The organism is Burkholderia sp., from assembly GCF_018375725.1.
Lineage (GTDB): Bacteria > Pseudomonadota > Gammaproteobacteria > Burkholderiales > Burkholderiaceae > Burkholderia.
On the sequence record NZ_JAHACR010000104.1, the window covers coordinates 1 to 12,427 of the forward strand.

The 12,427-nt window shown below is 67.5% G+C and carries 11 protein-coding genes, 1 pseudogene and 1 riboswitch; of the genes and pseudogenes, 1 reads left to right on the forward strand and 11 read right to left on the reverse strand.

Annotated features, from left to right (window positions below; all coding sequences use genetic code 11):
* The 8 genes from KH616_RS13230 to KH616_RS13265 form a co-directional block, all read right to left on the reverse strand.
* Positions 1–888, reverse strand: an 888-nt coding sequence (locus KH616_RS13230; protein ID WP_292245122.1) for a VacJ family lipoprotein, incomplete at its 3' end; no start/stop codon positions are given.
* 28 nt (positions 889–916) lie between these two features.
* Positions 917–1,468: an outer membrane lipid asymmetry maintenance protein MlaD gene (gene mlaD / locus KH616_RS13235; protein ID WP_292245124.1), complete on the reverse strand. Its 552-nt coding sequence runs from the start codon at positions 1,466–1,468 to the stop codon at positions 917–919.
* An 11-nt stretch (positions 1,469–1,479) separates the two neighbouring features.
* A complete protein-coding gene (gene mlaE / locus KH616_RS13240; RefSeq protein WP_292245126.1) occupies positions 1,480–2,247 on the reverse strand; it encodes a lipid asymmetry maintenance ABC transporter permease subunit MlaE in 768 nt (255 codons plus the stop codon).
* Positions 2,244–3,062 carry an ABC transporter ATP-binding protein gene (locus tag KH616_RS13245; RefSeq protein WP_292245128.1) on the reverse strand — a complete coding sequence of 273 codons (819 nt, stop codon included), beginning with the start codon at positions 3,060–3,062 and terminating at the stop codon, positions 2,244–2,246. The genes mlaE and KH616_RS13245 overlap by 4 nt, the downstream gene beginning before the upstream one ends.
* A 99-nt stretch (positions 3,063–3,161) precedes the next feature.
* A complete protein-coding gene (gene thiE / locus KH616_RS13250) occupies positions 3,162–4,271 on the reverse strand; it encodes a thiamine phosphate synthase (RefSeq protein ID WP_292245130.1) in 1,110 nt (369 codons plus the stop codon).
* Complete coding sequence (locus tag KH616_RS13255) at positions 4,268–5,083, reverse strand: thiazole synthase (RefSeq protein WP_292245132.1); 816 nt, start codon at positions 5,081–5,083, stop codon at positions 4,268–4,270. The genes thiE and KH616_RS13255 overlap by 4 nt, the downstream gene beginning before the upstream one ends.
* A gap of 40 nt (positions 5,084–5,123) precedes the next feature.
* Positions 5,124–5,321 (reverse strand): sulfur carrier protein ThiS, encoded by a 198-nt coding sequence (gene thiS, locus KH616_RS13260; protein WP_292245134.1) that lies wholly within the window; start codon positions 5,319–5,321, stop codon positions 5,124–5,126.
* 33 nt (positions 5,322–5,354) lie between these two features.
* Positions 5,355–6,491: an FAD-dependent oxidoreductase gene (locus tag KH616_RS13265; RefSeq protein WP_292245136.1), complete on the reverse strand. Its 1,137-nt coding sequence runs from the start codon at positions 6,489–6,491 to the stop codon at positions 5,355–5,357.
* A gap of 212 nt (positions 6,492–6,703) precedes the next feature.
* Positions 6,704–6,826: riboswitch (TPP riboswitch) on the reverse strand.
* A 274-nt stretch (positions 6,827–7,100) separates the two neighbouring features.
* Here KH616_RS13265 and KH616_RS13270 point away from each other — a divergent pair.
* The gene (locus KH616_RS13270; protein ID WP_292245138.1) at positions 7,101–8,876 is read left to right on the forward strand and encodes an ABC transporter ATP-binding protein/permease; all 1,776 of its coding nucleotides are present in this window, start codon (positions 7,101–7,103) and stop codon (positions 8,874–8,876) included.
* 82 nt (positions 8,877–8,958) lie between these two features.
* Here the strand turns inward: KH616_RS13270 and thpR are convergent, their stop codons facing one another.
* From thpR to KH616_RS13285, 3 genes and pseudogenes are all read right to left on the reverse strand, one after another.
* The gene (gene thpR, locus KH616_RS13275; RefSeq protein ID WP_292245140.1) at positions 8,959–9,525 is read right to left on the reverse strand and encodes an RNA 2',3'-cyclic phosphodiesterase; all 567 of its coding nucleotides are present in this window, start codon (positions 9,523–9,525) and stop codon (positions 8,959–8,961) included.
* A 469-nt stretch (positions 9,526–9,994) separates the two neighbouring features.
* The gene (locus tag KH616_RS13280; protein WP_292245142.1) at positions 9,995–11,461 is read right to left on the reverse strand and encodes a glutamate synthase subunit beta; all 1,467 of its coding nucleotides are present in this window, start codon (positions 11,459–11,461) and stop codon (positions 9,995–9,997) included.
* An 88-nt stretch (positions 11,462–11,549) separates the two neighbouring features.
* A pseudogene (locus KH616_RS13285) lies at positions 11,550–12,427 on the reverse strand (glutamate synthase subunit alpha); the annotation flags it as partial.

Below are 12,427 nucleotides of genomic sequence, written 5' to 3' on the forward strand. Positions count from 1 at the left end.
GCCGCCGGGCGATGGCGGCACCACCTGCATCAGCGGCACATTCGTCGCGCTGGCCGGGTTCAGCGCCCCGGCCTCGGCATCCGACGCGGCCGTCGCGCCCGATGCGGCCGCCGGCGCCGCGGCTCCCGCCGCGCCCTCGTCCGGCAGGTCGTACTTCGGCAGCGCGTCGCTGCTGCCGTAATCCGGCAGGGCCGCTTCGCCGCGCGCGTTGCTGATCAGCGACTGGCGGCGTTGCAGGTACGCGTTGCGTACGAACGAATACTTGTCGAGCGCCGCCGCTTCGAGCACGTCGCCCGCGCCGAGCAGGTTCGCGCGCGTGTTGACGAGGTTCACACCGTAGAACGCCCAGCTCAGGGCGTCCGGCCTGATGTAGGTCAGCGGGTTGCCGAGGTAATCGACGCCCAGGCCGGCCGCATCGCGCAGCGTGCTCGGCCCGAGCAGCGGCAGCACGAGATACGGACCGGACGGCATGCCGTAGCGGCCCATCGTGACGCCGAAGTCCGCCGTGTGCTTCGGCAGCTTCGCGATCGTTGCGACGTCGAACAGGCCGCCGACACCGAACAGCGTATTGATCACGACACGCATGATGTCGCCGACGCCGTCGGCGATCCGCAACTGCACGATGTTGTTCGCGGCGACATAAACGTCGCCGATGTTCGAGAAGAAGTTCGTCACGCTGTCGCGCACCGGCTGCGGCACCACCTTCTGATAGCCCTTCGCGACCGGCTTCAGCGCATAGACATCGAGCGTGTCGTTGAACTTGTACATCGACCGGTTGAAGCCCTCGAGCGGATCGCCCTTGGTCGGCGTCTGCACGGTGGCGCAGCCGCTCAACGCGGCGACTGCCGCCACCGCAAGCGCGGCATGCCTGATGCGCATCGTCTGCATGATGGTCTACCCTCTTGCTCTCGTCTGGTTATTGGGCGTGGGCGCTCGCGCCGGCTGCGGGCGCGCCGGCTGCGGGCGTACTGGCAACGGGCGCGCCGGGCGCCGGCTTCGCGCCGCCCGCGTCCGCCGCCTTGCTGTACAGGAACTGGCCGATCAGGTTCTCGAGCACGAGCGCCGATTGCGTCATCGCGATCGTGTCGCCGGCCTTCAGCATTTCGGAATCGCCGCCCGGCTCGAGGCCGATGTACTGCTCGCCGAGCAGGCCCGACGTCAGGATCTTCGCGGACGAATCCTTCGGAAACTGGTATTGCTTGTCGAGTTCGAGCGTCACGAGCGCCTGATAGGTGTTCGTATCGAAGCCGATCGTGCCGACCCGGCCGACCACGACGCCCGCGCTCTTCACCGCGGCGCGCGGCTTCAGGCCGCCGACGTTGTCGAATTTCATCTTCACGGGATAGGTCGCCTGAAACGACAGGGAACTCATGTTGCCGACCTTCAGCGCGAGGAACAGCACCGCGAGAAAACCCAGCACCACGAACAAGCCGACCCAGAAGTCGAGAGCAGTCTTTTTCATCGTCATCCCAAAATGGCTTAGCTGAACATCAGTGCGGTCAGCAGAAAATCGAGGCCGAGTACGGCGAGCGAAGCAAACACGACCGTCTTGGTGGTCGCCCGCGAGACGCCTTCCGGCGTCGGCTTCGCCTCATACCCTTGAAACAGCGCAATGAAGGTCACGGCGAACCCGAACACGATGCTCTTCAGCACGCCGTTGCCGACGTCGCTCCAGACGTCCACGCCGCCTTGCATTTGCGACCAGAACGCCCCCGGATCGACGCCGATCAGGATCACGCCGACGACGTAGCCGCCGATCACGCCGACCGCGCTGAAGATCGCGGCCAGCAGCGGCATCACGATGATGCCGGCCCACATGCGCGGCGCGACGACCGTCTTGAGCGGATCGACCGCCATCATTTCGAGTGCGGTGAGCTGTTCGCCCGCCTTCATCAGGCCGATCTCGGCGGTGAGCGACGTGCCCGCGCGGCCGGCGAACAGCAGCGCCGTGACGACCGGCCCGAGTTCGCGCACGAGCGACAGCGCGACGAGCAGGCCGAGCGCCTGCTCGGAACCGTAGCGGTTCAGCGTGTAATAGCCCTGCAGGCCGAGCACGAAGCCGACGAACAGGCCCGACACGGCAATGATCACCAGCGAGTAGTTGCCGAGAAAGTGGATCTGCTTCGTGACGAGCCGGGGCCGGCGCAGCAACGGGAAAAATTCGAGCACGAGCCGCGCGAACATGCGGGTGCCGTAGCCCGCGCGCGCGAGGCCGCTCGTGACGTAATGTCCGATCGCGCTGATCATGCGCGTCCTCCGCCGAGCCCGAAATCCGCCGCAAGCGGCGGGCTCGTGTAGTGAAATTTGAACGGGCCGTCCGGCGCGCCGTCGATGAACTGGCGCACGCTCGGATCGGTCGATGCGCGCAGTTCGTCCGGCGTACCGTGCGCGAGCACGCCGCCGCCCGCCAGGAAGTAGACGTAGTCGGCGATCGCGAACGATTCCGGCACGTCGTGCGTGACGAGGATCGATGTCGCGCCGAGCGCGTGATTGAGCGTGCGGATCAGGTTCGCGGTGATGCCGAGCGAAATCGGGTCGAGGCCGGCGAACGGCTCGTCGTACATGATCAGCTGCGGATCGAGGGCGATCGCCCGCGCGAGCGCGATGCGCCGCGCCATGCCGCCCGACACCTCGGACGGCATCAGGTCGCGCGCGCCGCGCAGCCCGACCGCGTTGAGCTTCATCAGCACGAGGTCGCGAATCAGTTCTTCGGGAAGATCGGTGTGCTCGCGCAGTGCGAACGCGACGTTCTCGAACACCGACATGTCGGTAAACAGCGCGCCGAACTGGAACAGCATGCCCATCTTGCGGCGCAACGCATACAGACCATCGCGCGTCTGGGCGCCGACGTCCGCGCCATCGAACAGCACCTGGCCGCGGCGTGCACGCACCAGCCCGCCGATGAGGCGCAGCACGGTGGTCTTGCCACAGCCCGAGCCGCCCATGACCGCGACCACCTTCCCACGCGCGAAGCGCATGTTCAGGTTCGACAGGACGAGGCGCTCGCCATAGCCGAAATCGACGTCGCGAAGTTCTAGCAGGGTCTCGGAGGGGGAGCTCACGGAGCTGACAATCCTTTTACGCAGAACGCCGAATTATAGGGCCTGCATCGGAATGATGTCGTGAACCCTGGATCGACCGTGCGGTCAATGATTGTCAAATTATCCGGGGAACATTTGCTGCAGTGCAATCAGCGCCGTCCGATAATCGGCCGCGCCCGTCACAGCGCTGACCACGGCGACGCCGCCAACGCCCGCCGCCAGCACCGCCGGCAATGTATCGCGGCCGATTCCGCCGATCGCGACAAGGGGCGCCTGCGGCCCGGCAAAGCGTGCGTAACGGGCGATCCGGGCAAGCCCCTGCGGCGGAGCCGCCACCGCCTTGGTCGCAGTCGCGAAAACCGGCCCGAGCGCCAGATAGCTCGGTCGCACATGCAGTGCGCGCAGCATTTCGAAGTAGCCGTGGCTCGACAGCCCGAGCCGCATGCCGGCGCGCGCGATCGCCGCGAGATCGGCCGTGTCCAGGTCTTCCTGGCCCAGATGCACGCCGTACGCACCGGCCTCCGCCGCGATCTGCCAGTGATCGTTGATGAACACCCGGGCATCCGGATAGCGGCGCCCTGCCGCCACCGCGCGGGCGACTTCGGCGCGCAGCGTATCCGGCGCGGCGTCCTTCACGCGCAACTGCACGGTGCGCACGCCGCAGTCGAGCATGCGCTCCACCCATTCCGCGCTCGGCACGACCGGATACAGGCCGAGCTGCGTCGGACAGGACGGAAACGCGGGCTCGGGTGCGGGCGGCAGCCCCGCGATACGCGGAAAACGTGCCACATCGGCCGGCCACGCATCGTCGGCGCGCGCCTCGTCGCCGTCACGCCATGCGAGCGCGAGCACCCATGCGTCGAGCGGCGCGAAGCCGCAATCGAGAAACGCCGCCAAGGCAGCGATCCAGTCGTCGGCCAACGGATGCGCGGCGTCAAGCGCGTACCGCTCGCCCGCGCTGTGCAGCACCGCATGGCGCTCGCCGAACTCGATCACCGTCACGCCGGACGACGCCGGCCGCGATGCGGACGACGCCAGCGCGCGCGCTGCGTGGTCGCCTTCCGAGACGATCAGCACGTCACCGTCCAGCGGCATGTCGGGCGGCGTGACGCAGATCCGCCACGATGCCGCACTGCGCGGCCAGTCTCCGAGCTTCGCGCGGATCCGCTCGGCCGCTTCCGCCAGTTCATCGGCGGGCGGCCAGAACACGGCGGCCAGCCCCCCGCTCACGCGCCGCCTCCATCCTGATGCCAGAACGGCATGCCGACGACCGGCGTGCTTGCATGCGCGGTTTCGCGCGCGTCCATCGGCCCGGCGAGATACGCGGCCCGGCCGGCCTCGACACCCTGCGCGAATGCCCGCGCCATGATCTCGGGGTGCGTCGCCTGCGACACCGCCGTGTTCAGCAAGACGCCGTCGAAGCCCCACTCCATCACCTGGCATGCGTGCGACGGCACGCCGAGCCCCGCGTCGACGATCAGCGGCACATCCGGCAGCCGCTCGCGCAGCACGCGCAACCCGTACGGATTGACGACGCCCTTGCCCGTGCCGATCGGTGCGCCCCACGGCATCAGCGCCTCGCAGCCGGCATCGAGCAGGCGCCGGCCGATCACGAGATCCTCGGTGCAATACGGCAGCACCTTGAAACCGTCCTTGACGAGCAGTGCCGCCGCCTCGATCAGGCCGACCGGGTCGGGCTGCAGCGTGTAGTCGTCGCCGATCAGTTCGAGCTTGATCCAGTCGGTCTCGAAGACTTCGCGCGCCATATGCGCGGTCGTCACCGCCTCGGCGACCGTCTGGCAGCCCGCCGTGTTCGGCAGGAGCGGCACCGCGTGACGCCTGAGCAGATCGAAGAAGCCGGCCTCCGCCGTGCCGCCGCTCATCTGGCGGCGCAGCGCGACCGTCACCATGCCGGGGCGGCTCGCGGCAATCGAATCGGACAGCGACTGCAGCGACGGATAGCGCGACGTGCCGAGCAGCACGCGGCTCGCGAAAGTTTCGCCGTACAGCGTCAGCGCGTCAGCGGAAGTCAGGGACGTCATCTCGGTTTTCCTGGAATGAACGGGGACAGGCCGGCGGCGCTCAGCCGCCCGCGACGGGGTGCACGACGTCGAGCTTGTCGCCGGCGGCGAGCGCACGCGCCGCATGCTGCGCACGCGCGACGAACGTGCCGTTCAGCGCGACCGCAAACGGCGGATGTGCGCCGTATGCGGCAAGCGCGTCGGCGACCGTCGCGCCGTCGGGCAGCGTCAGCGTCTGTTGGTTGATCTGGATGTCCATGGATGCTTCGTCGAATACGGAGTGCGGCGGGCGTCAGGCCGGCTGGCGCGCGTCGTCACGGTGATGAATGAGATCCGGCCAGCGCGCGGCCTCGCGCCACGCCGCAAACGCGTCCGCATCGCCGAGCGCACCGGCCAGCGCCGTCTCGGCCAGCGCGACGGCCATGCGCGCCACTTCCGGCGCAATCATGAAGCCGTGCCGGTACAGGCCATTGACGGCGAGCGTCGCCGCGCCGTCCCAGATCAGCGCCGGGCGGTGATCGGGAAGCGTCGGCCGGCACTGCGCATTCAGTTCGAGAATGCGCGCCTCGCCGAACGCCGGATGCACGGAAAAAGCCGCGCTCAGCAGCTCCAGCGCGGAACGCACGCTGACAGGCGACATATCCTCGCCTTCTATTTCGGTCGCGCCGATCACGTACAGATCGTCCTGCTTGGGCGCGATATACAGCGGGTAGCGCGGATGCAGCAACCGCACCGGCCGCGTCAGCCCGATGCCGGGCGCGTGCACGCGCGCGACCTCGCCGCGGATGCCGCGCAGCGCCGGCAGCACCGGCTTCGCGCCGAGCCCGCGGCAGTCGATCGTGAAATGTGCGTCAGGCAGGCTGGCCGCGTCGATTGCGACATGCCAGTGCGTGTCGACGCCACGCTCGGCGAGGCCGGCGGCCAGCGCACGCAGCGCCTGCCGATTGTCGAGCTGGCCTTCGCGCGGCAGCAGCAGGCCGCGTGCAAAACGGCCGGCAAGCGCAGGCTCCGCGGCATCGACCTGCATCCCGGTGAGCGTGACGAAGCCGCCGTCGAGCAGGTCGGCAGGCGCATTCGCGCGCACGCGCCGCTCGAACAGCGGCGCCTCGGCGCGATCCGCGTGATGCCAGACGACCAGCGTGCCGTTGTGCTGGAAGAAAACCGGCTCGGGCAGCTCGGTCAGCCATTGCGGCCATAACGCGAGCGACGCCGCACCCAGTTCGGTAATCAGTTGCTCCGCGCTCGCCGCCTCCGCAAGCGGTGCGAGCATGGCGGCCGCCACCCACGCGGCCGCCTGCTCGCCGTCCGGACCGCCGCGCTCATAGAGCGCGACGCGATGTCCGTCACCCGCGAGCCGCCATGCAATCAGGCGGCCGACGAGGCCGCCGCCCAGCACGGCGAAATCCGGCCGGGAATCCGGGATATTCATCGGGAAGCCTCCACCGGGAAGGCACGTCCGCCACGCGCCGGCTCACACATGCAAAACAGCATGCGAGCACGCGGGACAAGGCAAAAGACTGAAGATTGAACGGCCATCGAATCCTTCCGTAACGCGCGGTGCGCGCACCCAAAAGGACGAAACCGGCTGCGAAGGCCGGCCGGACGGAACATGGCGCTGGCAATGGGAGGGGCCAGCGCGGCCCGGCGGGATCGGAAACTTCCCGCGCCGGTATTACCCGGATCGGGTGCGAAGGGTCTCTCTCAGCCTCGCCGCGCCGCCCGGGACAACCGCCGGCCGCATGCGAAGCACCCCTGTTTCGTCGACGGCCATTAGACCATAAAAGCGGAAAGCGCCGCAAACTGTCCCCGCGGGATTTCGCCGATGCTCGCCCGGCGCTCTGGCACAATGCCCGCAAGGCCGGCTGCGCACACGCGCGCCGGCCGCCGTTTCAAGGCCGGATCCGCATTCAGTGCCGCTTAAGACGCGCGCGTCATACTTCGGCGCGCCCTCAGCCATGCGGCACCTTTTCCGGCTCGCCGTTTCGCGGCATGCGCCCCGCCCCGTGCGGCGCGCGTGCCGGCCACACTTAGGAAGCACATGACCCAATCGATCCACAACGCCCGCTTCGACCACGACGCGCCGCAGGACGAGCGTCCGGTATCCGCGTGGAACCTCATCAAGCCCTACTGGGTGTCGTCAGAATGGAAAGTCGCGTGGGCGCTGCTCGTCACGATCATCGCGATCAACCTCTGCGTCGTCTGGATCAACGTGCAGCTGAACAAGTGGAACGCGCAGTTCTACAACGCGCTGCAGTCGAAGAACGTCCACGATTTCCCGCCGCTGCTGATGCAGTTCTCGGCGCTCGCGTTCGGCTTCATCATCCTGGCCGTGTATGGCCGCTACCTGCGGCAGATGCTCGGGTTCCGCTGGCGGCAGTGGCTGACCGACCGCTTCCTGAACGAATGGCTCGGCGATCGCGCGTTCTACCGGATCGAGCGCGACCGCCTCGCCGACAACCCCGACCAGCGGATCACCGACGACCTGCAATCGTTCGCGACGACGACGCTTTCGCTGTCGCTCGACCTGCTCTCGACGGTCGTGACGCTGGTGTCGTTCATCACGATCCTCTGGTCGCTCGCCGGCGCGCTGACGTTCACGCTGGGCGGTACGCCGATCGCGATTCCGGGCTACATGGTGTGGGCGGCCGCGCTGTATGCGGTCGCCGGCTCGCTCGTGATCCAGAAGGTCGGCCATCCGCTCGTGTCGATCAACTACCAGCAGCAGCGCGTCGAGGCGGATTTCCGCTTCGGGCTGATCCGCGTGCGCGAGAACGCCGAACAGATCGCGTTCTACGACGGCGAGAAGACCGAAACCCGCACCGCGCAAAACCTGTTCACGCGGATCCGCGACAACTGGTGGCGCGTGATGAAGTACACGAAGCGGCTCACGTTTGTGCTGAGCTTCTACGGCCAGATCGCGATCATCTTTCCGCTCGTCGTCGCCGCGCCGCGCTACTTCGCGGGCGCATTCTCGTTCGGCGTGCTGATGCAGATCTCGTCGGCATTCAACACCGTCAGCGATTCGTTCTCGTGGTTCATCAACAGTTACAGCACCCTCGTCGAATGGCGTGCGACCGTCAACCGTCTGCGTGAATTCAAGCGCGTGATGCGCGCATCGCATCTGAAGGAAAGCGTGTCGCCCGCGACCGAGCACGGCGGCATCAACCTGCATTACGTCGATGCCGAGCGACTGTCGACGTCGTCGCTCAAGCTCGCGCTGCCGAACGGCGACGCGCTGGCGGACATCGGCAACGTGACGATCGAACCGGGCTCGCGCTGGCTCGTGCGCGGCAAGTCGGGCTCCGGCAAGAGCACGTTCATGCGCGCGATTGCGGGCCTCTGGCCGTTCGGCGACGGCGCGATCGACGCCCCCGTCGGCGCGCGGATGATGTTCGTGCCGCAGACGAGCTACTTGCCGATCGGCACGCTGAAGGCGGCGCTTGCGTACCCGTCCGCCGCCGACGCATTCTCCGACGACGCATGCCGCGAGGCGCTGCGCGCATGCCACCTCGAGCGCTACGCCGACCGGCTGGGCGAGACGGGACACTGGACACGCACGTTGTCGCCGGGCGAGCAGCAGCGTCTCGCGGGCGCGCGCGTGCTGCTGCACAAGCCGGACTTCCTGTTCCTCGACGAGGCGACGAGCGCGCTCGACCCCGACAACGAGGCGCGCCTCTATCATCTCTTCAACGAACGGTTGCCGAAGGCGGCGATTGTCAGCATCGCGCACCGCGAATCGCTCGCGGCGTTCCACGGCGACACGATCGACGTGCAGCGCGCCAGCGACAGCGACAGCGACAAGGTCGCCGCGTAACGATCAGGCCGGCGCGCCATCCGCCGGCCTTTCATCTTCCGTGCCGGATCGGCACGCAACCGCCGTGTCGGGCAAGCGATGCCTAGCCGTCCGCGCCGGCATCGGCGAGCGCAATCGGCGCCGACACGATCGGACGATGCGACGCACCATGGTGCGACAGCACGCTTTCGAACAGAGTCAGCGCATCGAAGCGCAGCGCAACCGGCTTGCGCAACGCGCCGCCGTGCGCCGGCTGGCCGACTGCTTCGCGCGGCAGCCGGGCGAGCGTCACATGCGGCCTGAACGGCCGGCGTTCGACCGGTAGCCCGAACTCCCGCAGCGCTGCCGACAAAGCATCGTTCAGCACGGCGACCGCGGCATCGACATCGAGCTCCGCGACGATCAGTCGGGCGCGCGGCATGCTCGGCCACCACGCCAGCCGCCCGACGTATTGCAGCGGCAGCGCATTGGCGGCCGCAAGCGCCGGCAGCCGTGCGGCGAGCGCATCGCACCGGTCACGCTCGATCGCACCGAGAAACGCGAGCGTCACGTGCAGTTGCTCGGCCAGCGTGCGCCGCGCGCCGTGCGCGACCGGAAGCGCGTGCAGCACATCGCGCGATGCCGTGTCGGGCACCAGCGCGACGAACGCACGGAGTCGATCGCCGTTCATGATCGGCACGCCGTCATGCCAGACAGGCGTTCGCCGCCGAATGGCGCCGCCGGGCGTCGCAATAACGGGCCGCGTTCACGCCAGGTACCGAGATGCGGCACGTCGCCCGACCGCATGCCATCGCCGGCGTCGCCCCACCCATGTCCCAATTTTTCCATTCCGAGGCCTCCCGAATGGAGTCAGTCGTGCCGGGCAGTGTGTCGCTGCCGCAGGGATGCCCGATATGCGCCCGTCCATCTCCCGTCTTTCATCGTGGAAAAGACGGTCAGACGGAAATCGACGGCGGACGTCTACAGATTAGGCGACGGCGTGGGCGGCACAGGCCTGCTCTAGACGCAATGCGGCAGCTCACGCGAATTCGCTCGGACCACCGACGTGTACCGAACCGCGCCGCGATCGACAGGAAATGACAGATAAAAAAATGGGCGCCCTTGGACGCCCATTTCTCACGGCAACGCTCGCGCCATGCTTACCGCGGCAATTCGGAATGCCCCATCAGATAGGCATCGACCGACCGCGCGCACTGACGCCCTTCGCGAATCGCCCACACGACCAGCGACTGCCCGCGGCGCATATCGCCCGCCGCGAACACCTTGTCGACCGACGTGTAATACGCGCGATCGCCTTCGGTCGATGCACGCGCATTGCCGCGCGCGTCCTTGTCGACGCCGAATGCCTCGAGCACCGTCGCGGCCGGCTGCGTGAAGCCCATCGCGAGCAGCACGAGATCGGTCTTGATCTCGAACTCCGAACCCTGCACTTCCTGCATCTTGCCGTCCTTCCATTCGACGCGTGCCGCAATCAGCTTCTCGACCTTGCCGTTCTTGCCTTCGAAGCGCTTCGTCGCGACCGCCCAGTCGCGCTCGCAGCCTTCCTCATGCGACGACGACGTCCGCAGCTTGATCGGCCAGTACGGCCACACGAGCGGCTTGTTTTCCTGTTCCGGCGGCTGCGGCAGCAGTTCGAACTGCGTGACGCCCTTCGCGCCGTGACGGTTCGACGTGCCCACGCAGTCCGAGCCGGTGTCGCCGCCGCCGATCACCACGACATGCTTGCCCTTCGCGAGCAGCTGCTCGGCCAGCTTGTCGCCGGCATTGACACGGTTCTGCTGCGGCAGGAAGTCCATCGCGAAATGAATGCCGGCCAGCTCGCGGCCCGGCACCGGCAGGTCACGCGGCGTTTCCGCGCCGCCCGCGATCACAACCGCGTCGAATGCTTCCTTCAACGTCTCCGGCGAAATGGTTTCCTTCGCCATGTTGCCGATCGAATCCGGCAGCGGATCCTTGCCGATAAACACGCTGGTGCGGAACGTCACGCCTTCCGCTTCCATCTGGCGCATGCGGCGGTCGATCAGCCACTTCTCCAGCTTGAAGTCGGGGATGCCATAGCGCAACAGACCGCCGACCCGATCGCTCTTCTCGAACACCGTCACATCGTGGCCCGCGCGCGCCAGCTGCTGCGCAGCGGCCAGGCCGGCAGGCCCCGAACCGACGACCGCGACCGTCTTGCCCGTCTTGTGCGCGGCCGGCTGCGGATGCACCCAGCCTTCCGCCCACGCCTTGTCGATGATCGCGTGCTCGATCGACTTGATGCCGACCGGATCGTCATTGATCCCGAGCGTACAGGCGGCCTCGCACGGCGCCGGGCAGATGCGGCCCGTGAATTCCGGGAAATTGTTGGTCGAGTGCAGGACCTCGATCGCCTGACGCCAGTCCTGGCGATATACCAGGTCGTTGAAGTCGGGAATGATGTTGTTGACCGGGCAGCCGCTGTTACAGAACGGGATGCCGCAATCCATGCAGCGCGCGCCCTGGATCTTCGCGTCCGCGTCGGACAGCGCCGCGACGAATTCCTTGTAATGCTTCACGCGCGCGAGCGGTGCTTCGTACGCCTCGTGGCGGCGCTCAAACTCCAGAAAACCGGTTGCCTTGCCCATAAGGTTCTCTTCTGATTCCGTGTATCGGGTGGGGGAGCCGCGCGCCCTGCTCGTCAGGCGCGCGCGGCCGCTATGTCGTTCGTCTCGTTCAGGCGGCCAGCTCTTCGTTCGCCGCCTTCTTCGCACCGAGTTCGCCCAGCGCGCGCTTGTACTCGTGCGGGAACACCTTCACGAATTGGCGACGCGCCGCGTCCCAGTTTTCCAGCAGCGATTTCGCGCGCGGCGAGCCCGTGAACTGGAAATGACGCTCGACGAGCCCCTTGAGCAGCGCTTCGTCCGTCGCGCCGGCATGCCAGAGCGCGCGGTCGACCGTACGCTCCTGCTCGGCCTGCGGCAGCACCGGATCGAGCGCGACCATCGACCGGTTGCACTTTGCCGCGAACGTGCCTTCCGGGTCGTAGACGTAGGCGATGCCGCCCGACATGCCGGCCGCGAAGTTGCGGCCCGTCTCGCCGAGCACGACGACCGTGCCGCCCGTCATGTATTCGCAGCCGTGGTCGCCCGTGCCTTCGACGACTGCCGTCGCGCCCGAGTTGCGCACGCAGAAGCGCTCGCCCGCGACGCCGCGGAAGAAGGCCTCGCCTTCGATCGCGCCGTACATCACCGTGTTGCCGCAGATGATGTTTTCCTCGGACTTGCCGCGGAAGTCGTTGGTCGGACGGATGATGATCCGGCCGCCCGACAGACCCTTGCCGACATAGTCGTTGCCGTCGCCGACGAGGTCGAGCGTCACGCCCTTCGCGAGGAAGGCGCCGAAGCTCTGGCCCGCGGTGCCCTTCAGCTGGATGTGGATCGCGTCGTCGTCGAGGCCTTCGTGACCATGCTTCTTCGCGATCACGCCCGACAGCATGGCGCCGACCGTGCGGTTCACGTTGCGCACCGGCTGGATGAACGACACGTGCTCGCCGTTCTCGATCGCCGCCTTCGCCTTCTCGATCAGCACGTGGTCGAGCGCGCGCTCGAGGC